The organism is Marinomonas rhizomae (genome assembly GCF_003315485.1).
Lineage (GTDB): Bacteria > Pseudomonadota > Gammaproteobacteria > Pseudomonadales > Marinomonadaceae > Marinomonas > Marinomonas rhizomae.
The window spans coordinates 119,054-144,093 of record NZ_QNSE01000013.1; the positions used below are offsets into that span (position 1 = coordinate 119,054).

The 25,040-nt window shown below is 43.9% G+C and carries 22 protein-coding genes; 10 read left to right on the forward strand and 12 right to left on the reverse strand.

Annotation, left to right across the window (positions count from 1 at the left end; all coding sequences use genetic code 11):
- The first annotated feature begins 92 nt into the window (after window positions 1–92).
- Together DFP80_RS16895 and DFP80_RS16900 are read left to right on the forward strand one after the other, a co-directional pair.
- Window positions 93–1,040: a Gfo/Idh/MocA family oxidoreductase gene (locus tag DFP80_RS16895; RefSeq protein WP_113917986.1), complete on the forward strand. Its 948-nt coding sequence runs from the start codon at window positions 93–95 to the stop codon at window positions 1,038–1,040.
- Window positions 1,041–1,132: 92 nt separating this feature from the next.
- The gene (locus tag DFP80_RS16900; protein ID WP_113917987.1) at window positions 1,133–2,113 is read left to right on the forward strand and encodes an aldo/keto reductase; all 981 of its coding nucleotides are present in this window, start codon (window positions 1,133–1,135) and stop codon (window positions 2,111–2,113) included.
- 84 nt (window positions 2,114–2,197) lie between these two features.
- Here DFP80_RS16900 and oadA read toward each other — a convergent pair whose 3' ends face one another.
- Complete coding sequence (oadA, locus tag DFP80_RS16905) at window positions 2,198–4,006, reverse strand: sodium-extruding oxaloacetate decarboxylase subunit alpha (RefSeq protein ID WP_113917988.1); 1,809 nt, start codon at window positions 4,004–4,006, stop codon at window positions 2,198–2,200.
- A gap of 17 nt (window positions 4,007–4,023) precedes the next feature.
- A complete protein-coding gene (locus DFP80_RS16910; protein ID WP_113917989.1) occupies window positions 4,024–5,439 on the reverse strand; it encodes an acetyl-CoA carboxylase biotin carboxylase subunit in 1,416 nt (471 codons plus the stop codon).
- Window positions 5,440–5,576: 137 nt separating this feature from the next.
- Here DFP80_RS16910 and DFP80_RS16915 point away from each other — a divergent pair, with 137 nt between their 5' ends.
- From DFP80_RS16915 to DFP80_RS21010, 3 genes are all read left to right on the forward strand, one after another.
- A complete protein-coding gene (locus DFP80_RS16915; RefSeq protein WP_113917990.1) occupies window positions 5,577–6,527 on the forward strand; it encodes a LysR family transcriptional regulator in 951 nt (316 codons plus the stop codon).
- A 232-nt stretch (window positions 6,528–6,759) separates the two neighbouring features.
- Window positions 6,760–8,058, forward strand: a complete 1,299-nt coding sequence (locus DFP80_RS21005; protein ID WP_113917991.1) for a methyl-accepting chemotaxis protein — start codon at window positions 6,760–6,762, stop codon at window positions 8,056–8,058.
- Window positions 8,059–8,208: 150 nt separating this feature from the next.
- Window positions 8,209–9,507, forward strand: a complete 1,299-nt coding sequence (locus tag DFP80_RS21010; protein WP_113917992.1) for a methyl-accepting chemotaxis protein — start codon at window positions 8,209–8,211, stop codon at window positions 9,505–9,507.
- Between the two features lie 73 nt (window positions 9,508–9,580).
- Here the strand turns inward: DFP80_RS21010 and DFP80_RS16930 are convergent, their stop codons facing one another.
- From DFP80_RS16930 to DFP80_RS16965, 8 genes are all read right to left on the reverse strand, one after another.
- Window positions 9,581–10,429 carry a class III extradiol dioxygenase family protein gene (locus tag DFP80_RS16930; RefSeq protein WP_113917993.1) on the reverse strand — a complete coding sequence of 283 codons (849 nt, stop codon included), beginning with the start codon at window positions 10,427–10,429 and terminating at the stop codon, window positions 9,581–9,583.
- On the reverse strand, window positions 10,429–10,791 hold the full coding sequence (locus DFP80_RS16935) for a protocatechuate 4,5-dioxygenase subunit alpha (protein WP_309472366.1): 363 nt from the start codon (window positions 10,789–10,791) through the stop codon (window positions 10,429–10,431). Before DFP80_RS16935 ends, DFP80_RS16930 begins: the two co-directional genes overlap by 1 nt.
- A gap of 45 nt (window positions 10,792–10,836) precedes the next feature.
- Window positions 10,837–11,709 (reverse strand): amidohydrolase family protein, encoded by an 873-nt coding sequence (locus DFP80_RS16940; protein WP_113917995.1) that lies wholly within the window; start codon window positions 11,707–11,709, stop codon window positions 10,837–10,839.
- An 80-nt stretch (window positions 11,710–11,789) separates the two neighbouring features.
- Window positions 11,790–12,878 carry a 4-oxalomesaconate tautomerase gene (locus DFP80_RS16945; protein WP_113917996.1) on the reverse strand — a complete coding sequence of 363 codons (1,089 nt, stop codon included), beginning with the start codon at window positions 12,876–12,878 and terminating at the stop codon, window positions 11,790–11,792.
- Window positions 12,871–13,548: a 4-carboxy-4-hydroxy-2-oxoadipate aldolase/oxaloacetate decarboxylase gene (locus tag DFP80_RS16950; protein ID WP_113917997.1), complete on the reverse strand. Its 678-nt coding sequence runs from the start codon at window positions 13,546–13,548 to the stop codon at window positions 12,871–12,873. The genes DFP80_RS16945 and DFP80_RS16950 overlap by 8 nt, the downstream gene beginning before the upstream one ends.
- 30 nt (window positions 13,549–13,578) lie before the next feature.
- Window positions 13,579–14,601: an amidohydrolase family protein gene (locus tag DFP80_RS16955; RefSeq protein ID WP_113917998.1), complete on the reverse strand. Its 1,023-nt coding sequence runs from the start codon at window positions 14,599–14,601 to the stop codon at window positions 13,579–13,581.
- A gap of 260 nt (window positions 14,602–14,861) precedes the next feature.
- The gene (locus DFP80_RS16960) at window positions 14,862–15,341 is read right to left on the reverse strand and encodes a peroxiredoxin (protein WP_113917999.1); all 480 of its coding nucleotides are present in this window, start codon (window positions 15,339–15,341) and stop codon (window positions 14,862–14,864) included.
- 62 nt (window positions 15,342–15,403) lie between these two features.
- Window positions 15,404–17,380 (reverse strand): methyl-accepting chemotaxis protein, encoded by a 1,977-nt coding sequence (locus DFP80_RS16965; protein ID WP_113918000.1) that lies wholly within the window; start codon window positions 17,378–17,380, stop codon window positions 15,404–15,406.
- A 251-nt stretch (window positions 17,381–17,631) separates the two neighbouring features.
- On the opposite strand from DFP80_RS16965, the gene DFP80_RS16970 reads away from it, so the two are divergent.
- From DFP80_RS16970 to DFP80_RS16980, 3 genes are all read left to right on the forward strand, one after another.
- Entirely contained in the window at window positions 17,632–19,053 is a 1,422-nt protein-coding gene (locus DFP80_RS16970) for an aminotransferase-like domain-containing protein (protein ID WP_113918001.1), read from the forward strand.
- A 202-nt stretch (window positions 19,054–19,255) separates the two neighbouring features.
- Window positions 19,256–19,666, forward strand: a complete 411-nt coding sequence (locus DFP80_RS16975; RefSeq protein ID WP_113918002.1) for an energy transducer TonB — start codon at window positions 19,256–19,258, stop codon at window positions 19,664–19,666.
- Between the two features lie 37 nt (window positions 19,667–19,703).
- Window positions 19,704–20,219 (forward strand): DUF501 domain-containing protein, encoded by a 516-nt coding sequence (locus DFP80_RS16980; protein WP_113918003.1) that lies wholly within the window; start codon window positions 19,704–19,706, stop codon window positions 20,217–20,219.
- 82 nt (window positions 20,220–20,301) lie between these two features.
- Here the strand turns inward: DFP80_RS16980 and DFP80_RS16985 are convergent, their stop codons facing one another.
- Both DFP80_RS16985 and glpK read right to left on the reverse strand, forming a co-directional pair.
- Window positions 20,302–20,592, reverse strand: coding sequence for a hypothetical protein (locus DFP80_RS16985; protein WP_113918004.1), 291 nt, complete (start codon window positions 20,590–20,592; stop codon window positions 20,302–20,304).
- 91 nt (window positions 20,593–20,683) lie between these two features.
- Window positions 20,684–22,168 carry a glycerol kinase GlpK gene (gene glpK, locus DFP80_RS16990; RefSeq protein WP_113918005.1) on the reverse strand — a complete coding sequence of 495 codons (1,485 nt, stop codon included), beginning with the start codon at window positions 22,166–22,168 and terminating at the stop codon, window positions 20,684–20,686.
- 172 nt (window positions 22,169–22,340) lie between these two features.
- On the opposite strand from glpK, the gene DFP80_RS16995 reads away from it, so the two are divergent.
- On the forward strand, window positions 22,341–23,111 hold the full coding sequence (locus DFP80_RS16995; protein WP_113918006.1) for a DeoR/GlpR family transcriptional regulator: 771 nt from the start codon (window positions 22,341–22,343) through the stop codon (window positions 23,109–23,111).
- 208 nt (window positions 23,112–23,319) lie between these two features.
- Window positions 23,320–24,807, forward strand: coding sequence for a glycerol-3-phosphate dehydrogenase (gene glpD / locus DFP80_RS17000; protein WP_113918007.1), 1,488 nt, complete (start codon window positions 23,320–23,322; stop codon window positions 24,805–24,807).
- Window positions 24,808–25,040 lie beyond the last annotated feature (233 nt).

A 25,040-nucleotide genomic window follows, 5' to 3' on the forward strand; every position in this document is an offset into this window, starting at 1 on the left:
TGGATTATCCCAGCCAGATGTCGAATGTTAGATTTGTTAGTAATATAAAGCGTAGTTTTAAACGACCTTACCCCTTACATAGGAGCAGACTAATGAGAATTTGTATCGCTGGCGCATCAGGCGCTTTCGGCATGAAACACATGGACGCCATTGCGGCGATCGAAGGCGCAGAAGTCGTTTCTGTAGTTGGTACAAAAATCGATGCGATTAAAGCCTTTGCCGAAGACCGTGGCGTTGCTCACTATACAACGGACCTGGCAGAAAGCTTAGCTCGCGACGACGTCGACGCGGTTATCCTAGCGACCCCGACTCAGATGCACGCCGCACAAACAATTCAATGCCTTGAAGCGGGCAAACACGTTATGTCTGAAATCCCAATGGCAGACAACATCGAAGACGCTCGCAAAGTGGTTGAAGTACAAAAGAAAACTGGACTAGTTGCGATGGCGGGACATACTCGTCGTTTCAACCCTTCCCACCAGTGGATCCACAATAAGATCATGGCGGGTGAATTAAACGTTCAACAAATGGACGTGCAAACTTACTTTTTCCGTCGTTCAAATAAAAATGCTCTTGGTAAAGCTCGCTCTTGGACTGACCACCTACTATGGCACCACGCTTGCCACACAGTGGATTTATTCCAATACCAAACTGGCGAAACAGCCAGCAAAGTTCAAGCGCTTCAAGGTCCAATCCATCCCGAGCTTGGCATCGCCATGGACATGAGTATTGGCATGAAAGTACCTAACGGCGCCATCTGCACCCTATCTTTGTCATTTAACAATGACGGTCCATTCGGTACTTTTTTCCGTTACATTTGCGACAACGGTACTTATATCGCACGTTATGACGATCTATTTGATGGCAATGAAAACAAGATTGACCTATCAGGCGTTGCCGTTTCAAACAACGGTATTGAACTTCAAGACAGAGAATTCATCAGTGCAATCCAAGAAGGTCGTGCTCCAAACGCTTGTGTCACTCAAGCCATAGAAGCGATGGAAACCTTACATCGCCTTGAAGAATGTCTAGAAGCTTAAGTCACAATCTTTTAAAGTGACGATGCTCTAAAGTGACTCAACAACACTCAAATAGGGAGCTTCGGCTCCCTATTTTTATTAAGGATATTGTTATGTCAAAACACCCTCACTTAGCTAACCCAACCATCGGCTTAGGTTGCATGAACTTATCCCATGCTTATGGCTCACCAGTTGCTGAAGAGCAAGCCATCAAGGCGCTTCAACAAGCCTTTGAAATGGGTTATCGTCATTTTGATACCGCCACATTATATGGCGGTGGTAACAATGAGCTTTTGGTTGGTAAAGCATTAAAAGATCGCCGTGATGATTTCTTTCTCGCCAGCAAATGCGGCATGGCCATGGTCAATGGCAAAAAGGAAATCAACGGTCGACCAGAAAACATCCGCAAGCAGTGCGAAGACAGTTTAAAGCGCCTGCAAACCGACCATATCGATTTGTATTATTTGCATCGTCGCGACTTTAATGTGCCGATTGAAGAAAGTGCTGGCGCATTAGGCGAGCTAGTAAAGGAAGGCAAAATTGGCGCAATCGGTTTATCAGAAGTATCCGCAGAAACGCTAACTCGTGCTCACAACGAGTTCCCAATTACTGCAATTCAATCTGAATATTCCTTATGGACACGCAACCCAGAGATCGCTGTATTAGAAGCCTGCAAAAAGCTCGACATTACTTTTGTGGCTTTTAGTCCAGTAGCGCGCGGATTCTTAACTGGCACGTTAAAAGATGTTGCCGATTTAGAAGCCAAAGACATTCGTAACAACATGCCACGCTTTAACGCCGAGCACTACCCAAACAATCTAGCCTTACTAAACGACTACTTCGCCCTTGCGAAAGACATCGGCTGCACACCAGCACAGCTGGCTTTGGCTTGGCTCACTGCACAAGGTGAAAATATTGTCCCTATTCCGGGCACTCGTTCGGTTAATCATATGAAAGACAATTTTGAAGCGCCGCAATTAAAGCTAGACGTAAAACAAGTCAGCTTATTAGACGAGATGATCAATCAAAACAACGTCCATGGCACACGCTATACTGCTGCGCAACAGACCGAAATAGACACTGAAGAGTTTTAAAACCAGCCAATAAAAAGCCCCTTTTCGATTCACAAAGGGGCTTTTGTTTAACAGTGGTTTTTAAGACCTTAACCGTACTTAGCGTTATACAATCTCAATCAGCATTTCACCCGGTGTGACTCGGTCGCCTTTTTTAACAAAAACCCCTTTCACCGTACCCGCTACATTGGCGTGTACTTCGGTTTCCATCTTCATCGCTTCTGTGACAAGAACAGCCTGACCCGCTGTTACTGTGTCACCTTCTTTGACTAAAACATCGATAATATTGCCCGGCATGGCTGCACTAACATGACCAGGCTCAGTCGCATGTGATCGCCTTGCGCTACCTTCAGCAACGTATTCATTCAGTGATTCGAATACCACTTCTTCAGGCATACCATCCAAAGATACATACAGCTTGCGCTTACCAACACCAAAATCACCAACACCCGTAATTTCAACGTTGTAGACTTCACCATGCACATCGATCTTGAACTCGGTAGCCAAGCCACCCGCTGCCGCGCCTTGACCCGCTTGCTCTGGCGGCAGCAAAACTTCTGGCACCAGGGTTCCATCAGCTCGTTGTTGCAAGAATTCACGACCTAGTTCCGGAAACATGGCAAAGGTCAGTACGTCTTCTTCTGATTTTGCTAATTCGCCAATTTCTTTGCGCAACTTATAAAGCTCTGGTGACAACGAGTCAGCTGGACGCGCCTCGTTAACCGATTCATTGCCCACGGCTTTTTTCTGTACATCTGGGTTCACTGCGGCTGGCGGTTGACCATACCCTCCTAATAAATAACGCTTCACTTCATTGGTGATGGTTTTATAACGCTGACCAGCTAACACGTTGTAAACTGCTTGAGTCCCCACGATTTGCGACGTTGGCGTGACCAATGGCGGATAACCAAGATCAGCACGAACACGAGGAATTTCATCAAATACGTCTCGAATCTTGTCTAACGCATTTTGCTCTTTAAGCTGATTAGCTAAGTTGGACATCATGCCACCCGGCACTTGATTAACCTGTACAGACACATCTTCGCGAGTAAATTCACTTTCAAATTGATGATACTTTTTACGCACGTCACGGAAGTAATCGGCAATTTCTGACAACAAGGTCAAATCCAAGCCAGTGTCGTAATCGGTATCTTTCAAAGCCGCCACTTGAGTCTCCGTCGCTGGATGACTGGTGCCACTGGCAAAAGATGAAATCGCGGTATCAATGCGGTCGGCTCCGGCTTCGATGGCTTTCAGTTGACACAAAGGCGCTAAGCCAGAAGTCGAGTGACTGTGCACCACTAAAGGTAAATCAACCGCCTCTTTGATGGCTTTCACCAAATCATACGTCGCATACGGCGTTAGCAATCCTGCCATGTCTTTAATGGCAATAGAATCAGCGCCCATGGCTTGCATGGCTTTGGCTTGTTCGACAAATAAGGCTGGCGTATGCACTGGGCTGGTCGTATAACAAATCGTACCTTGCGCATGTTTTCCGGCTTTTTTCACTGCTTTCATGGCCGTTTCAATGTTGCGTAAATCATTTAGCGCATCGAACACTCGGAAAACATCGATGCCGTTATCAGCGGCTTTTTGTACAAATGCTTCGACAACATCGTCAGCATAATGGCGATAGCCCAGTAGGTTTTGGCCACGTAATAACATTTGCAAACGAGTATTTGGCAAAGCAGCACGTAACTGACGTAAACGCTCCCAAGGGTCTTCTTTCAAAAAGCGTACACAAGCATCAAAAGTTGCACCGCCCCATACTTCTAAAGACCAAAACCCCACTTGATCGAGCTTTTCACAAATCGGCAACATGTCTTCCGTACGCATGCGAGTAGCAATAAGCGATTGGTGTGCATCACGCAAGGTAACATCTGTCACTTCTATTTTCTGTTTAATTTGACTCATTCTCTTCCTCCTGCGAATTATCGACCAACGTGCGCTGCAATAGCGGCTGCCAATACCAAAGCAATGTCACTTGGGTGGCGTCTAACGGAATAATTTAATAGTTCGGGATGCGCTGGAACGAATCCAGTGTTGAATTTCCCTTTAATGAAATCTGGATGCTTCAGAATTTGCTGATAATAATTTGCCGTGGTTTTAATACCATGTAAGCGCATATCATCAATGGCTCGACGACCGCGCGTGACCATCTCATCCCAAGTCAACGCCCAAACCACCAGTTTCAAGCACATGGAATCAAAATAAGGCGGGATGTCATAACCCGTATAAATAGCCGTATCCACACGAACGCCTGGACCACCTGGCGCGTAATAATGCGTAATACGTCCAAAGCTGGGTAAAAAGTCGTTCTTTGGATCTTCTGCGTTAATACGGAATTGCATCGCATAGCCACGATAACTAATGTCCTCTTGGCGGAAGCTAAGCGGCGAACCAGCCGCGATACGAAGCTGTTCACGCACAATATCAACGCCCGTAATTTGTTCGGTGATCGTGTGCTCGACCTGTACTCGAGTGTTCATTTCCATGAAATACACTTCGTTGCCAGACAACAAAAACTCCACCGTGCCGGCGTTAACGTAATCCACCGCTTTGGCGGCTCGCACCGCGAGATCACAAATGTATTGGCGTTGCTCTGGAGTAAGCTGTGGGCTTGGGGCAATTTCGATCAACTTTTGATTACGACGCTGAATCGAACAATCTCTCTCATATAAGTGAATCGCATTACCTTGAGTATCGGCTAATATCTGCACTTCGATATGACAAGGGTCGACAATACATTTTTCTAGAAACACCTCCGCCGAACCAAAGGCTTTAGTCGCTTCCGAGATAACACGGGGATATTGAGATGTTAACTCTTCTGGTGTGTCACAACGTCGAATACCTCGGCCACCGCCACCAGAAGTTGCTTTAATCATCACCGGATAACCAACTTTCCCGGCTAGCGTAAGCGCTTCTTCAAGGTTAGCTAGGTTTCCCTCTGATCCTGGTGTAACAGGAATACCAGCGGCACGCATACTGTCTCGAGCCTGCGTTTTATCGCCCATTTTATGGATAACAGAGGAGTGAGGACCGATAAAAGTGACGCCTTTTTGCTCACATAATTCTGCAAAATGCGCATTTTCAGACAAAAAACCATAACCTGGGTGAATCGCATCACAACCCGTTTCTATGGCCAGGTTCACTAGACGTAGAGGGTCTAAATAGCCAGCAAGTGGATCTTCGCCCAACGAATACGACTCGTCTGCACGTTTGACATGCAACGCATATCGATCCGGTTCCGTAAATATCGCGACAGAGCGAATCCCAGCCTCTGAGCAAGCGCGAATGATACGAACCGCGATTTCACCTCGGTTAGCGATCAACACTTTTTTTAACATGAGTCACTCCTTTTTTGTTGAACGAGAACTTTTGAACATTTAGCAGACTACTCAAAGATTAACCAAAGTAAAAATTGATATTACGACATTTATGTATAAGCTATACCTGATAGATAAACTAATAGAGAAAAGCAACAATGCCTCAACGTGTACAAAGTTTGATTAATAGGCTCACTTTTAGACAATTACAGGTGTTTAAAAGCGTTTATGAATTGAGTAGTTACAGTCGAGCTGGCGAGATGCTGGGGTTGAGCCAGCCAGCCGTTAGCAACCAAATAAGGCAACTTGAACATGCATTAGAACAACCACTTTTTGAATACATAGGACGTCAGCTATACAGTACACCAACAGCCAAGCGCCTAGCTCAATGCATTCATTCCATGTTCGATGAAATACAACACTTTCAAGACGACTTATCCGAGGAAGCTGGACTGATCTCAGGTGAATTAACCTTAGTGGCTGTGAGTACAGCGCAATATGTTGTGCCTTATCTACTTCGTGCTTATACCAGTTTGCACCCCAACGTCACCATAAATGTCAAAGTCATGAACCGCGCATCGGCCATTAAACGACTTAACGAAAACCATGATGAATTGGCTATTATGGGCATGGTACAAAACGATAACCCTATGTTTAGTTTACCATTTTTGAACAACGAGCTTATTGCAGTCGCACCACAAAACCACCCCATCCTCACCGTAAAAGACCTCTCATTAAATTCCTTCTTAGAGCACAATTTACTGCTACGTGAAGCAGGCTCAGGCAGTCGATTAGCCCTCGAATTACATTGCCAAAAACAACGTATTCGTCTACAAGCCGAAATGGAAATTGGCTCCAACGACGCTATTAAGCACGCCGTAATTGCAGGACTTGGTGTGGCCGTGTTACCCAGACTAGGCATTCTCTCAGAACTGAGGCTTGGCACCTTAATTGAAGTGCCAATAAAAGACTTCCCTCTGCGAAGATCTTGGTGTTTAATTCACCCACAAGGACACCACCCGACTCCTGCGATGCGATCTTTTATTGACTATATTCAACAAAATATTAGCCAGTTCGAAACCATGTTCGCCAGAATGACTGATAAATAACCCCCTTAAGTCGCACTGCATCATTTTTCTTCCGCAAACAGCAACAACCACTCACAAAGCGTTACTAATAACAGGTAAACGATTAACAAATACCGCGTGAACATGACACTTATTACACATTAAAGCCACGCATTACTGTGTAGAATTCAATTGTCTCTGTAGGAATATGCCTACACGATATAAGGGGAATACAGCAGTCTAAATGACGAAATCCCCCACACGAGGAGTTGTCATGTTTTTTACCAAACCAAAGAAAGCTATCACAGAAACTACCCCCCAAAATGAAGACACTGCTTTTATCAAAGCAATGGAAAAGTTTTGCGCGACGATTAACTTTTTACCTGACGGCACTGTACTAGATGCCAACTCATTATTTCTGGACACTGTAGGCTATTCATTAGCTGAAATCCAAGGTCAGAAGCATGCTCTATTCTGCTCGCCTGAAGTCATTTCTAGCCAAGAGTACAAACATTTCTGGTCAGATTTAGCGGCAGGCAAAAGCAAACAAGGCACGTTTTTACGTAAGCATAAAGACGGTTCGGATATTTGGCTTGAAGCCACTTATTTCCCAGTAGAAGTTGATGGAAAAATAGTAAAGGTCGTTAAAATCGCTTCTGATGTTACGCAAAATAAAAGCGTCACCGACAGTCAAAATGCTGTTTATAAAGCTATAGATAGATCAAATGCTATGATTGAATTCCAGCCAGATGGCACAGTCATCACCGCTAATGACAACTTTCTATCAACCATGGGACTTAATTCTGTTAAGGAAATAGCAGGACAACACCACAGAAAGTTTTGTAAAGAAGATTTTTATAAAGCTCATCCGCACTTTTGGGCAGAACTGGCTCAAGGTGATTTCAAAACAGGCCAATTTGAACGTATCAACAAGCAAGGACAAACAATTTGGCTAGAAGCCAGCTATAACCCGATTTATAACCACCTCGGTAAAGTAGTCAAAATTATTAAAGTGGCATCAGATATCACAGACAAGGTGCAAGCGCAGCAGGCAATTCAAAACGCTGCAGAAGTGGCGCACTCGACATCGGTTGAAACGGCACAAGTCTCTGAAAATGGCGCGCAAATTCTTCGCCAGACAGTTGAAACATCAGATCAAATCGTAAGAGACATTGAGACATCAACACAGCTAATTGAACAACTTAATACTCAATCAGAAAGCATCGCTAAGATAGTAACAACAATAGGATCAATAGCAGATCAAACTAATTTATTAGCGTTAAACGCGGCAATAGAAGCAGCACGTGCTGGCGAACACGGTAGGGGGTTTGCAGTAGTCGCAGACGAAGTTCGCACTTTGGCAGCCAGAACAAGCACTTCCACCGTTGAAATAGAAGAAATGGTTGCACAGAACAGCCATCTCACCCGTCAAGCCAAAACCAGCATGATAAAAGTCAGTGAACGCTCCAGCGAAAACGCTCAGCTTATCAATGAAGCATCCGGTATTATTGATGAAATATTAAAAGGCGCGGAACACGTTTCAAGCACAGTGAATAAGTTACTAAATACATAAAGGTACGACCCTTGCATATTATTAAGGGTCACTAATGGTTACATTTCAGAACACTTTAACAACAGCTAGAACTATAAAAATTAGTTATACTTTGTATATAAATTAAAACAGTGAGCGCTGTAAGAAATTTACTTTAGGGAGAGCCCCCAAATGTTTTTCAATAAAAAACAGGCCGAAACAAAACCGGTTAAATCTATCGATAGCGCTGCAATCGAGGCTATGAATAAGTTCTGCGCTACCATTAGCTTCTTACCGGATGGTACAGTGCTAGGAGCAAACTCTCTGTTTCTTAATGCAGTAGGCTATACTCTTGAAGAAGTGAAAGGACAAAAACACGCCTTATTTTGCCCTAATCAAATCACGTCTAGCCCAGATTACAAAAATTTTTGGCCGGATCTAGCCGCTGGAAAAAGCAAAGAAGGCACTTTTTTACGCAAGCATAAAGATGGCTCAGACATTTGGCTTGAAGCTACTTACTTCCCTGTTGAAGTCGAAGGTGTAGTGACTAAAGTTATCAAAATTGCCTCCGATGTTACTAAAGAAAAACTCATAGCAGATAGTCAATTAGCCGTTTACAACGCCATTGATCGCTCATCAGCAACGATTGAGTTCACTCCAGACGGAACGGTTGTTACGGCAAATGACAACTTTTTAATGGCGCTAGGTTACAAGTCAAAAAAAGACATTGTCGGCCAACACCATCGTATTTTTTGTACGGAAAAATTTTATCAAGACAGTCCAAAGTTCTGGGCAGAACTGGCCAGTGGCGACTTTAAAACAGGTCAATTTGAACGTATTGGCAAACAAGGTCAAACGGTCTGGCTAGAAGCCAGTTACAACCCTATTTTCGACCAATTTGGCAAAGTCGTTAAGGTACTTAAAGTCGCCTCCGACATTACCGAGCGAGTTAACGTCCAATTAGCCATACAACACGCTGCGGAAGTGGCCCACTCCACATCAGTAGAAACCGCTCAAGTATCAGAAAATGGTGCACAGATTTTACGCCGCACCGTTGAAACATCTGACAAAATTGTTGCTGATGTTGAGGTCTCTACCGATCTTATTGAACAACTTAATCACCAATCGGAAAGCATCGCAAAGATTGTCACCACCATTGGCTCTATAGCCGATCAGACCAATTTATTGGCATTAAATGCAGCGATTGAAGCCGCCCGAGCAGGTGAGCATGGACGAGGGTTTGCCGTAGTCGCAGATGAAGTCAGAACATTGGCTTCTCGTACCAGTAAATCTACCATTGAGATTGAAGAGATGGTGGCACAAAACAGCAACTTAACTCGCCAAGCAAAAACCAGTATGAGCAAAGTAAGTGAGCGCTCTACAGAGAATGCACAGTTCATTAACGAAGCATCAGGTATCATAGATGAAATATTAAAAGGGGCAGTGCATGTGTCTAATACCGTTAATAACCTTTTGAATATCGAAAAATAAAAAATCCGCTATCTATTTTGTAGATAGCGGATTTATTAATCTTAACAAGAACCTTCTATTTAAAGACGGTTTGTTAGTTCGGCATCTCATGCTCTAGCAATAAAAGACCTGCACCCGTATTTGAAATCGGCGCATGGTAATTACGATGCAGTTCTGTGACCTTACCACGCAACACTCCGCGCATCGCAATCCACATATTAAGTTCAACGGTTTGCGCGCCGCCAATTTTCACCAAATCTAGGTTAGAGTAGGTAGTCAGTTCTTCAGGGCTCTCTACAAGTTTATCCATACACTCTAAGTCAAACTTACGATTAAGTGTACCTGCACCTTCACCATCTAATTGATGAGATAGACCGCCTGTGCCGAAAATGGCCACTGTCATATCAGAATCAAACGACTCGATGGCCTTACCAATCGCTTGCCCTAAGGCATAACAACGCTTCGGCTGCGGCATCGGATGTTGTTCACAGTTAATGCAAACCGGTATCACTTTAACATGGCCATATTCATTGCCTGGCCACATCAAACTTAACGGAACCGTTAGACCGTGATCCACCTTCATTTCTTGGCAAATAGTCATATCAAAACCATCTTCAACCAAACTGTTCGCAATATGCCAAGATAATTCAGACTCTCCAGTGACAGGCGGTATCGTCGCAATGCCCCACCCTTCATCGGAATTGTGATATTCATCCGCCACCCCAATTGCAAAAGTTGGCTTCTTATCAATAAAGAACTCCAAACCATGGTCGTTGTAAAACAACACAATGACATCTGGCTTCTTGTCGTTTAACCATTTACGCACTGGCGGATAACCATCAAAGAAGGGTTTCCAGTAAGGCGTTTCTTCTGCTTTATTGGCCATTGCATTGGCAATCGCCGGAATGTGTGAGGTTGTTACTGCACCAATAATATTCGCCATTATTCTTCTCCTGAGCCACGTTTCACTAACATGGCTTTGAATTCCTCAAGGCTCATACCGGTTTGAATGGCCCCAATGTCTTGCATGTTAAGTTTTAACAGACCAGCAAACTTAGCCACATAATAAATACTGCCACCTTGCTGCAATAAACCTATGATGTCTCGCTCATGAATGGCTTTAATTTGCGCTTCCGTTAAACCAAACTTGGCACAATAAGCGTCTGGGTCTTTGTTAAACTCGTCACGAGCGGACTGCTCATTAAACGAGAAACACATTTTATTCAGCCCATAGCCTTTCTTTGCCATGTTGCCATCAAATAGATAAGTACCCGGTACAGGTTGAGTCGGATCATTTGCTGTCATCATTCATACCTTTTATTGTGTTTTATCCGTTACCGGAGAAAAATGCTATGACCAGTAAAGACGCATAGGGTTATCCACCAACAACGCCTGCTGTAGCTCTGGTGTTGGGGCGATATGAGGAATCACATCCACAAGATGACCGTCATTTGGCGCTTCAATTTTCATGTTCGGATGTGGCCAATCCGTTCCCCACAATACACGATCAGAGAACTTCTCCACTAACGTACGAGCAAAAGGATACACATCGGAATAGTCCGGCGCGTGCTGCGTTAAACGCTCTGGGCAACTTACCTTACACCACACGTTATCATTATCCGCCATGAAGTTAACAAAACGCTGGAAGTCTGGATGATCCACGCCATTGGCAACATTTGGTGTTCCCATATGATCAACAACAATCGTTGTGTTTAGCTCCTTTAAGAAAGGAATCAAGTCTTCTAGATCTGCCGCTTCAAAGTAAACAACAATATGCCAGCCGAAAGGACGAATTTTGTCAGCAATCGAGAAAAACACTTCTCTTGGTGTACTATCAACAAGGCGCTTTACAAAGTTAAAGCGCACACCGCGAATACCAGCAGCATGCATTTTTTCAAGCTCTTCATGGGTAATAGAATCATCCACAAACGCCACACCACGAGCCAAGTCACCCGCCGTCTCTAAAGCATCGATCAACGCAGAGTTATCTGTGCTATGACAAGATGCTTGAACAATCACATTACGAGAAAAACCTAAGTGGTCACGCAAAGCGAATAATTGCTCTTTCGACGCATCACAAGGCGTGTATTTACGTTTTGGATGATAAGGAAATTTATCCGCAGGACCAAACACGTGACAATGTGCGTCTACCGCGCCCGCTGGCGCTGTAAAAGTGGGCTTACTTGGGTTTGGATGAAATGGAATATAATCTTTGTCCATCATGTTCAAATACCTGTTTTATTATTCGTTCTAATTAACCAGTCTCTGCTTGACCAGCTCTTATATCGTCAATAGAGAAACGGCTAAAGGGCATTGCTCTGAGCAAACACTTGCCCATCAAACAATTTTCTCGCGGTGCGCAAAATTGCCGCTGAACCTAAATCGCCATTTTCTTCTTGATCTAAAATCACGGTCATCGCACCAATTGGATGCTCAACATCCAAGGTCATTCGCAAGCTTGGCTGATAACTGGCGACCTCATTGGCTGGCGAGCCTTTCAAAACCGCCGCAGTCGCCACACTCACCGCACCCAAGACACCAATCGAGGCATGGCAACGATGAGGAATAAAGGTGCGAGTGGAGATTGCGCCACCGTTAGTCGCGGCACTCACCATAGTCATTTTAGGCACGGACTTCTCTTTCACATCGCCTAAATTCATCATAGGACCGACTTGTAAACGAATCGACTCTAGCTTGGCGCGTAATACATCATTGGCTTCAAGCTCTTCACGAGACTCAGTTCCCGTAATGCCCATGTCCGCAGCACGTATAATCACCACAGGCATGCCATTATCGATACAGGTCACTTCAACACCATCAATTACATCAACCACGTTACCTGTTGGCAACAAAGCCCCACAACTAGACCCAGCTGTGTCTTGGAATACAATCGGCACCGCAGCAGAAAAACCAGGTACGCCATCAATGCGAGCATCGCCTTCGTACTGCACTTCTCCGTCTTTAACCAACACACGAGCGACCGCGATTTGTCCTGTATTTTCCATAAAGATACGCACAGACGTTTCGCCCTCTCGGGCCTGAACCAAACCACGCTCAATCGCAAAAGGCGCAATACCCGCTAGAATATTGCCGCAGTTTTGCGCATCAGTCACAATCGCTTGATCAACAAACACCTGTAAGAATAAATAATCTACGTCAGCATCGTTGCGTTCCGACTTTTTCACCACGGCGACTTTTGACGCCAATGGATCTGCCCCACCAATGCCGTCTATTTGACGTTCATCTGGCGATCCCATCACGCGCAATAAAAACTGCGTACGCGCATCAACATCAACAGGTAAATCTTCCGCTAAGAAATAAGCCCCTTTTGATGTGCCGCCACGCATCCACATACAAGGCGCACTCTTTAAAACGCCTGAATGTTTAGACATATTTTAAGCCTTTCTCTTTTAAGCGTGGGCGCATTTCATAAATGTCCAAACCCAATTCACCATTCGCCATACGGACGCGTTTTGATTCTTCATTCGCCATACGTTTACGAGACAGTTCTAATACTTCAGCCGCATTCTCACGTCGTACAACCACTACGCCATCATCGTCGGCCACAATCACATCACCTGGGTTAACTAAAGCATCCGCGCAAACCATAGGCACGTTCACTGAACCAACAGTTTCTTTAATCGTACCTTCAGCGAATACCGCTTTTGACCAGACAGGGAAATCCATCTGACGAAGGTCACGAGTATCACGAACACCGCCTTCGATAATCAAACCTACCACGCCACGAGATTGCGCCGATGTCGCCAACAAGTCACCAAAAAAGCCATGATTAGAAGGAGACGTCGGGGCAAAAACCATAACGTCACCCGCTTGGCATTGCTCAATCGCCACGTGCATCATCCAGTTATCGCCAGCGGCGCCTGAAATAGTCACCGCTGAACCAGCAATGGTTTTATCCATTTGAATTGGGCGCATGTAATGAGCTAATAAACCAACACGACCTTGAGATTCATGAATGGTTGCGACACCACATTCCGCTAAACCGTCGATTACAGCTTTCTCTGCACGTTCAATATTTTGTACTACTACATTGTTTCGCATGATTTTTTTATTCCTTTGTAATCGAAAGTCTTACGCTTTTAGTCTTGAGCTTTTTAATCGAGAAAAGACACGACGAGCGTTGCCTTCAAAGACCGCTTGTTTCTGCTCCGCAGATAACGCAGTGTTGTTATCGATATAACGCTTTGTATCGTCAAAATAATGACCAGATTCTGGGTCAATACCGCGTACAGCACCAATCATTTCAGAAGCAAACAAAATGTTCTTAGTAGGAATAATATCAAGAAGAAGGTCAATACCACGCTGATGGTAAACACAAGTATCAAAGTAGATGTTATTCAACACACGTTCAGCAAGGTCAAAACCTTGATCTTGTGCCATGCCACGGAAACGCCCCCAATGGTAAGGTACTGCGCCACCACCATGTGGAATAATGATTTTTAATTCAGGGAAGTCTTTAAATACATCCGACATCATTAATTGCTGGAAGCCAGTGGTATCGGCTCCCAAATAGTGCGACCCCGTGGTGTGGAAGCAATCATTACACGCTGCGCTCACATGAATCATCGCCGGAATATCGTATTCACACATTTTTTCGTAAATAGGGTAGAAAGAGCGATCCGCCAACGACTTATCTTGCCAGTAACCGCCGCTTGGGTCTGGATTCAAGTTGATCCCAATAAAGCCCATTTCCTCAACAGTACGAACGATCTCAGCAACAGATTTACCAGGATCAACACCTGGGGATTGTGGTAATTGTGCAACAGGCGCAAAGTTCTCAGGAAAAAGGTCACAAACACGGCGTATCAAATCATTTTGGTGCTCGGTCCAATATTGGCTGGTGTATTCATTACCAATATGATGCCCCATCCAGCTAGCACGGGGAGAGAAGATAGTCAGATCTGTGCCACGTTCTTGCTGTAAACGCAGCTGGTTTTTGACGATACTGTCACGAATTTCATCATCCGAAACAATAACTTTACCTTTTTCACCAACAAAAGCTGGATCTTTAGCGACCTGAGCTTTTTGTTTATCGCGGTATTCACCAACCCCAGCAGGCGTCGTTGTGTAATGTCCGTGGCAATCTATAATCATGCTACTACTCTCTATTTTTATTAAATGGTGAGACAGAAGTGAGCAGGTCATTCCATCACAATCTATTGAGAGTATTATTTTATAGGGGCTATTTGGCTATTTCATTTTAGCCAAAAAGGTATTGCATTTTGATATAGAAGCTTTCAAATTACTACAACTGAAAGGACACTACTTATTGAAAATAAAGGATTTTTTAATAGATACCATATACACGCATTAAAAAATCATTCCCGCGTTTTTTTAATGCGTGTAAAAGGAATTTAAAGCTGACTCAATACGTATTCTGCTGAGCTCACTTTGTATTCGCCAGGTTCATCCAACCATAGTTGCTGAACGATACCATTGGTTACTAACATGGCATATCGGCGACTACGAATGCCCATTTTTGCAGCAGAGATATCCAATTCTAATCCCATGGAACAAGTAAACTCAGCCAAACCATCGGCGGCCATTATCAGGTTTTCAGCGTTGTTTGCCTTATCCCAAGCGTTCATCACAAAAACATCATTAACAGAAAGACAAACTATTTCGTCTATCCCTTTTTCCTTTAAGGCATCAAAGTGCACAACAAAACCAGGTAAGTGACTGGCACTACAAGTTGGAGTGAAAGCTCCAGGCACAGCAAACATTAATACACTTTTATCTGAGAAGAATTCTGTGACATCAACTGTCTCAGGACCTTCTTCGCCCATAACCTGAAATGCACCATGAGGCAGCATATCACCCATAAGAATCGACATGAACTTTATCTCCAGAGAATTAAGTGTCGCCAATATTAACGCAACCTACCTTAGAAAAACCATTAAACAATCTTAAACTGGCTAAGTAGGTACTTCTGATGAGAGGCCAATTTAGCCAAGCCTTCACTGTCTTTCTCACTCTGATCAGAACCATGAGCGGCCTGTTCTGACATGTCAGATATTTCTATTACATTCTGTTTAATCTCTTGTGCTACAGCAGATTGCTCTTCAGCAGCTGTGGCAATTTGAATACTTAAATCACGAATCTCGGCCATACTACTTTGCAACTCAAGCAGTGACGAGCCAACGGTACGAGCTTCCCCAACACTGGAGAAAGCACTTTTACGACTCTCTTCCATGCTACCAACTGTTTTTGTAACACCTTGCTGTAACTGTGCAATGACATGCTGAATATCTTCAGTGGAGCTGTGCGTTCTATTTGCTAATGTACGAACTTCATCAGCCACTACAGCAAAGCCCCGGCCTTGCTCACCGGCTCGAGCCGCCTCGATCGCTGCATTCAGGGCCAACAAATTCGTCTGTTCCGCAATGCCTTGGATCACCTCTAAAATACGATCGATACTCTTAGAGTGCTCATCCAATTCATTGACGACCGTCGTCGACTCTTCTATTTTTCCAAGCAGATGCTCGATTTTATGAATATTGGCATCCATTTGTTCGCGGTTTTGATTAGCCCTTTGATCGACCGACTGGATTTGGTGCAAAATCACTTCTGAACTTTTTGCTACCTGATCAACCGTAGATACCATTTCAGTCATTGAGGAAGCGACTTCTGTCGTTCTTTCATTTTGCGCCTTCATCAAACGCTTAGAATCACCTGCTAAACGGACATTACTACCAGCAGACTCAGCCACCTCATTAGATGCTTGATCAATCTCTGACATCACCTTCTGCAGTTTCACCACCAGCCCATTCACCCAAGCGGATAGCTCACCGAATTCATCTTTGGTTTTCACTTTACTACGCTGGGTAAAGTCCCCATCTGAGATTTTCCCCAATACAGTCATCACCTCCTTCAATGGAAGGCGAATACTTCGACTCACCCACAATGCCACCAGCACGGCAATGATAATGGAAACCACCAATACAACTTCAATAATTAGAGTAGATAGCGTGGCAGCATCCGTCGCTTCCGTTTTGGCATTTACCCCCATCGCAGCCGCTTCTGATAACAGTTGCTGCACGGAGTGGTTAACCAGCTCCATACTGTCTGATAATTGCTTTGCCAACACTTCAGATTCTTGTGCTAGACGAGCATTCTCATAAAACTTTGCCACCACGCCATCGTCAGACAACACGCCAGCTTCTATTTCACCCACCAAGTCATTGATATTGTCATCATTTAAGTAAGACTGCTTATCCTTCAGGCTAGAAATAATCGTCGCCATCGCATCACGCAATTCCTGCATATTATCCAAACTGCGCACATCAAAATAATCATTAACCGATACTTGAAGGCTTTCAATTTGACTATGCATATAGGAAGCCGCGAATTGGATTTCAGACGTATCACCATCAGTGACTAACATGCCTAAATCTTCAGTCGCAAATGCAATTGAATCTTTCAGATCCAGTTTCTCATCTGGCACTACGGCCTGAAGCTCTAACATGGTCTTATGATTAGAAAAAGCCACATCGGTATAACCATAAAAGCGCTTTACTTCAGCATTGATACTGTCAAGCGCCTGAGCCATCACAGGAATACCTTGAAGTTGAACTGCCAACTGTTCAGAGACATCACTAAATTCTTGCTTATTCTGCAAAAACCGTGCGGATAAATCTTCCAACGAGCTAGGGCTTTTACTCAACAGATACTGCAATACAGCGGCATTTGCTAAACTAACGTCTTCTTTGAGTGCATTACTGGTAGATGAGATATTAGCGACTTTTCCAGTAACAACATTTAATCTATTTTCTATTTTGTTGATACCTAAAAATCCAGATGCAGCAATCATCAGCAAAAGTATCAGTAAAATACCAAAGCCAAATAAAATCCTTTGAATAACGGATAACGCCATAATCGACCTCTAAATTAAAATCTGCTCTAAATTTTTTGCCCATTTAACCGCTAGGCATACGCGTTTACGGAAGTTTGACCAATGATACAGGAATACCATAACACTTTATTTACAATTATCATCTATCTCTGAAAGTCACAAAAAGGCTATTTAACCCCCAGTGCTTAGCGTCATAAAATCTGCATAGATTTCTTTCAATCCACCAATCTGGTAAATTGGACACACCTCATTTTAAATTTGACCTGCGCTTTATGGATTGCCCCTTATACGAAAAAATTGCGAACCAAATTGAACACCAAGTTCATGAAGGTATTTTCTTACCAGGAGCAAAGATCCCATCGGTTCGTAAAACCAGCAAACAAATGGAAGTTAGTGTTGCTACCGTGCTTCAAGCTTACAGTTTGCTAGAAGACAGAGGAGTCATTAAAGCACGCCCTCAAAAAGGCTATTTCGTCCAAGAAATCCAGCCACACCCAACAGAGCCAGCAAAAATTGAACCAACTAAGAACGATGGCACCATTCATGCGTTACTAAGACGTTTACTTCACGCTTCCCAAGACGGCAATATCATACAATTTGGCGCTGCTATTCCTAAAAGCCAGTTCCTACCAATACGACAACTGCAACGTTCTGTAGGGCGCTTGATGCGCTTAGAGCCAGAAATATGTGCCGCTTACGAATTTACCCCAGGATCACTTAACTTACGCCGTCAGATTGCCATCCGCATGCTAGACAACGGCTGCCAGCTGCAACCCGATGACATTACTATTACCTTGGGATGTCAAAACGCCTTAATGCTTTCATTACAGGCTGTCGCCAAAGCAGGCGATACCATTGCTATCGAAAGTCCTGCTTATCATGGCGTATTACAAATCATTGAAGTATTAAACCTAAAAGCGGTTGAAATTCCTTGCTCTGCTGACACCGGCATAGACTTAGATTTATTAGAAAACGCGGCCAACGAATGGGATATCAAAGCATGCGTTGTCACACCCAATAATCAAAACCCAATTGGCGCTACACTCAATAATCAGGCGCGACAACGCATCCTCAGCCAATCTATTCAACATGGCTTTACCCTGATTGAAGACGATGTATACGGTGAGTTGAGTTATAAAGACAAACGCGAACGTTCCCTCAAAGCCGACGATAACCATAACACCGTCATCTATTGCAGTTCATTTTCCAAAAGCATAGCCCCTGGATTCCGCATTGGCTGGATTGTTGGTGGCCCTTTTCAAACACAGATTGAGCATTATGCTTATGTTCAATCCCTCGCGATTCCAACCTTAACGCAAACTGCTATTGCTAACTTCTTGGAAAACGGCGCATACGACCGCCATTTACGAAAAACCCGACAATCTTATCAAGACAACTTGCTTCGTTGCCAAGCGCTCATTCAAGAGCACTTCCCAGCAGGAACTAAAACCTCTGCACCAAAAGGTGGTTTTTTACTCTGGGTCACCTTGCCAGACACTGTTAACGCCATGACTCTTCATTCTCAAGCTTTAGACATTGGCATAGGTTTACTACCGGGATTAGCCTTCAGTTTAACGGCGCAGTTTAATCACCACTTTCGATTAAATTACGCATTAACTTGGGACAATCAAACCAACGCAGCACTAAAAGAGCTTGGTAAACTTTGCCAGCTTCAGACCTCTAGTCTAGGCTAATACAGACACCTAAACAGTGTAAAATGCAAAGGGTAATACAGAGCTTTTTTGTATATAAGTAAAAGTTATGATTAAAGCCTCAGACATCCTAAAATTCATCTGTACAGACAGGGCAAAAAGCGTACAATTCGCATTCTTTTTTAAACACTCTGCCTTCTTGGCCGATAACATGAATATCTGAAATAGTAGCTGGCTTGTTGCGATGGAATTTGTTGCACATCCGAGAGACCTTCCGTTAGACATTACGCTAATTGAAGATCAGCCCTTTCCTCAAATTACTGAAGATAGAGCTGGGTTTGTCGGTATTACATATATCACCCTTCGTCCTTTTGACAATGGACGCTCGGTAAGAATTACATTGGAAGAGATTGACCCAAACTTTTGCGTGTCTGGCCGTATAGCTTGGTGCAATAAAGAAACAGACGGCTACCACATCGCCATTGAATTCCCTACCAAAGAAGAGTGCTATTGTGTTCGCATGATCGAACAACTCTCTCAGATTGAGCACTACCGACGCCAAGCAAAAGTCGAAGGTCGACGACTCAATTACAATGAAGCCGCTGCCGAATGGATACAGAAATTTGCTGCCAGCTTCCCTGCATTTACTATTTAATTCTTCTAGTTCAGAAGACACTATCCAATAAGACATTATGACAACGACACTTTCTCAGCATGATATCGATATCATCACAGCACAACTTGGACGCACTCCTAGCGGTATCAGTGCCATTGCCCACTATTCGCCTAACGGCATACCACAAGTCTTAGAAATGGAGACTTGGGTTTTCGAACAGCCATTTCCAACGCTTTATTGGCTTTCCAGCAAAGCGATAGACAAAGCCTTGGCAAAAATAGAAAGCCATGGCGTCGTAAAAGAGCTCGAGCAACGCATAAAAGACGATGAGACATTACGAGAAGCGCATCATGCTTCTCACCGCGATTACATCTCACGACGATGGGAAGTAATGAGCGACGAGCACAAAGCCATTATTGAAGAAAAAGGTTTTAAGCCTCTATTTGATAAGCTAGGAATTGGCGGCATTGCAAATTGGGATCAAGTTCGATGCCTACATATGCAGTATGCTCATCATCTTGCGGGAAACAACGTTATCGGTCGAATTCTCGACGAAGAGTATGGTATGAAAGCCATCGCAGACGCAGAATAACATTTAGCACGACGTGTAAAAAAGGGGAACGATTTACCATCGTTCCCCTTTTTTACTTTCAAAACACGCCTTAAATAATGACTTATTTTAAGCTTTCAAGAATGGCTTTTAATTCATCGGGCGTTGTCACTGTTGGCAAAACTTCACGAATGCGATTGAATGCCGCTTGAGCAACCGCGGCACGCTGAGCGTAAGTCGTCAATGCCCCACCAGTCCAACCCGCCAACTTCATCATTTCATTTTTAAAGTTATTACCGTCAACACCGTGTCCGCCCAGTGACATCAATGCATCTTCGATCTCTAAATAGCTTGGACGCTCCCCACCAAACTTCATAAAATCATCTTGCTGTACTTCGGCAAACTGTTTCGACATTATCTAAACCCTTTGTAAATAAACATCCTTACTTAAAGTTAGCCATATTTGCCTTAGCACACAAGACAAAGCATGTATCAAATCGTAAAAACTAGTCTCGTGTGCGCACTCTATCTACCGCTTTTTGCCAGCCTTGATACAATTTATCGCCTGTGCCTTTCTCCATTGCGGGCTCAAAACATTTATCAGCTTCCCATAAAGCTTCAATCTCATCCAAAGATTGATACAGGCCAACCTGCAACCCCGCTAAAAAGGCAGCACCCAATGCCGTGGTTTCAGTAACACAAGGCCGCTCTACTGTAATTTCTAACAAATCACTTAAAAACTGCACCATCACATCATTTATCACCATGCCGCCATCGACACGTAAAGAGCTAAATGTTGCGCCATCTTGCGCCATCGCTCCTACCAGATCTCTTGTTTGGTAGCACACAGACCGCAAACCAGCACTAACGATATCAGCAACGCCAGTATCACGCGTTAACCCAATCATAGCGCCACGGGCATCTGGGTCCCAATAAGGCGCCCCTAACCCTGTAAATGCCGGAACCAAATAAACAGAATCATCATTCAATGCTTGCGTAGCCAGACTTTGCGTCTCTTTAGCGTCAGCAAATAGCTTCAAACCATCTCGGAGCCATTGAATGGCGGCACCCGCCACAAAGATGCTGCCTTCTAAGGCATAGGTAACCTTTCCGTTTATGCGGTAACCCACAGTAGTAAGTAACTTGTGTTCCGATCGAATCGCTTTGTCACCAGTATTCAAAATCATGAAACAACCGGTGCCGTAAGTACTCTTCACCATACCTGGAGCAAAGCATGCTTGCCCAACCAACGCCGCCTGTTGATCTCCGGCAATACCATTAACAGGAATTTCAGCGCCCAACCAAGCCGCATCAATGACACCAAAATCCGCACTGCAATCCATCACCTCTGGAAACAATACGTCACCAATACCTAGTTGCTCGATCAGTTCGTCATCCCATTCTTGTTTATGAATATTGAATGCCATAGTACGAGCAGCATTTGTCGCATCGGTTTTATGAGATTTTCCGTTCGTTAGTCGCCACAATAAAAAGCTGTCGACTGTACCAAAGGCCAAACGCCCCGCTTGCGCTTTTTCACGAGCACCATCAACATTGTCCAAAATCCAACGAATTTTAGTAGCAGAAAAATACGGATCAATGAGTAACCCAGTTTTTTCTTGCACCTTTTCACTTAAACCCTGGTCATTTAACGACTGACAAAACGCACTAGTTCGTCGATCTTGCCAAACAATCGCGTTATAAACTGGCTCACCTGTTTCGGTGTCCCATAAAATAGTGGTTTCACGCTGATTGGTAATGCCGATGGTTGCTATCGCTTGCGCATCGATGCCTGTATCCTTGAGAACAGAGCGACACACAGCTAAAGTAGATAACCATATATCCTCTGGATCATGCTCAACCCAACCATCATCAGGGAAAATTTGCGGGAACTCTTGCTGAGATTGGCCAACACGAGCGCCTTTTTCATCAAATAAAATAGCCCGAGAACTGGTGGTGCCTTGATCAATAGCAAGAATATAATGTGTCATGGTGAATTCTCTTTGAAATCACAGTCACTCAAAAAGTAAGCGACTTAAATTGTTGTTTTGTTTTTTGAACATGAATATTCAAATACGAATATTCCCTATTAAAAACCAATGCACACTCGTTTAGCAAGCCTCGTTTAACAAGTAATGCCTTTTATCAGGAGAAGAAAACAAGATGGGCCAACTCTCTCGCCAAGACAATATTGTCGCCATAGTGAAAGAAAAGGGATATGTGACAATCGATGAATTGGCCAGCCAGTTTGCTGTCACACCACAAACCATTCGCCGAGATATTAATGAGCTAGCAAAGGCTGATCAAATACGCAGACACCATGGTGGCGCGAGTTACGATTCAAGCACTACCAACGTAGCCTACGCAACTCGACAAATTTTACAGCTACCAGCAAAAGAGCAAATAGCCAAACGAATTGCAGCAGAAATCCCCAATCATGCCTCCTTGTTTATCAACATTGGTACCACAACAGAAACCGTTGCTCGAGAGCTGCTAAACCACCAAGGCTTGCAAGTTATCACCAACAACCTCAATGTTGCGGCCATTCTAAGCGGAAAAGAAGACTTTACTGTGATCATTGCTGGGGGCACAGTTCGTTCACGAGATGGTGGCGTAATGGGAGAGGCAACGATCGACTTCATTAATCAATTCCGTGTGGATTTCGGCATCATAGGCATCAGTGGCATTGACCCAAACGATGGCTCACTGCTGGATTATGATTACCAAGAAGTCAGGGTTGCTCAAAGTATTATCAATAACTCTCGAACTGTTTTCCTCGCTGCTGACAGCGCCAAATTTGGCCGCAATGCGGTTGTTCGTTTAGGCAATATCACCCAAGTAGACAGGCTTTTTACTGATGAACAACCACCAAAGGCCATTATTAAATTAATGAAAGAACACAAGGTTCGATTAGAAACCTGCACGCCCAAGTAACCCTTGGGCTCAGCATTGTGACGACTACTTGCTAAGCTAGAGACAACCAACCCTTCTCCTTCTCACTTCCTTTCAAAGCTCAAAAAAGATCAAATGTTCACCAAAACTTCACAAAGCCTTATTGTCATCATCGCTTTAGAGGTTTAGTATCGAACATAAATGTTCACTTTCGAACATTAAACCGTATTTTTTGATCGTGAGGCTTAGTATGAATCACTCCCATTTTGACCTATTTGTTGTTGGCGGCGGCATTAATGGCACAGGAATAGCCGCAGATGCCGCAGGACGAGGCCTAAATGTTGGTCTGTGTGAAATGGGGGATTTAGCTCATGCCACATCCTCATCGAGCAGCAAATTAATCCACGGTGGTTTGCGCTATTTGGAACATTATGAGTTTCGACTTGTAAAAGAAGCGTTAACGGAACGTGAAGTCTTGCTAGAAGTGGCTCCTCACCTTGTCACTCCGATGCGTTTTCAAATGCCCCATAGACCACACCTACGCCCAGCGTGGTTGATTCGCATCGGTTTATTTCTTTACGACAACCTAGGCAAACGTAAAACACTTTTAGGCTCGAAAGGTGTTAAGTACGGCTCAGACAGCCCATTAAAAGACGATATTAAACAAGGCTTTGAATACTCAGACTGCTGGGTAGATGATGCACGTTTAGTGGTTACCAATGCCCTTAGTGCTCAAAAAAATGGCGCGTCTATTTTTGCACGAACTCGCTGTACCTCCGCAAAACGTGTCGGCAATCAATGGCATATCAGTCTAGAAGATCAAATCACCAAAGAAACCCATGAGATTACCGCCAAAGCCTTGGTTAATGCGGCAGGTCCTTGGGTGTCATCTTTTATTGAAACCAAAGTAGAACGGAAGGCACCTTACGGTATTCGCATGATTAAAGGTAGCCACATTGTTGTACCAAAGATGTACCAACACTCAAATGCCTTCATCATGCAAAACACTGACAAGCGTATTGTTTTCGCCATTCCTTACCGTGAACACTACACCTTATTAGGTACAACCGACGTGGAATACAAAGGCGATCCAAATGAGGTGGCCATCTCGGAAGAAGAAACCCAATACATTTTAAAAGTTGCCAATGATCACTTCAAAAAAACACTTTCGCCTGCAGACGTTGTCTGGAGTTACTCAGGCGTAAGACCATTATTAGAAGATGAATCCTCTGATCCTTCTGCCGTGACGCGCGATTACACATTACACCTTGATGACCAAAATCACCAAGCACCATTGCTCAGCATTTTCGGCGGAAAAATCACTACTTATCGAAAACTCGCTCTATCCGCAATGAAAAAGCTTACACCTTACTTTGATAACCTTGGTGATGAGTGGACGCACAGCAAGCCATTACCTGGTGGTGACTTAGGTATGTCTCTTGACGGCTTCGCCATGAAATTACAGCAAGACTATCCTTTTATAGGTGCCCACCTTGCTCGTCGCTTTGCTAATAGCTACGGCACATTGACAAACATTCTATTAGAAAAAGCCAATTCCGAAGCCGACCTTGGTCAGCATTTCGGCAATCAGCTTTATCAAGTAGAAGTGGACTACTTAATTAATCGTGAATGGTCGCATTCAGCGGAAGATATTTTATGGCGTCGAACCAAGCTTGGCCTTGAATTCACACCGGATCAAGTCAACACGCTTGAAAGTTACATACAAACAAAGATTTAATTTAGCTCGATAGTAGCATTTAAAATTACTAAAGACCTTTACACGAAGTCGCGAGGGAAGCCAAAACCAGTCCATTGTTAACAAAGTATTGGCAAGCGCAGTAGTCGTGCAAAGATCTCTACCCATTAGCCCACTTAATGAAGTGACCCCCAATAGTTGGACAAACAACATTGGGGGTTCTTTTTATGTCAAAGTACAGTCGTGCTTTTAAAATCACATTAGCTCAGCAATGC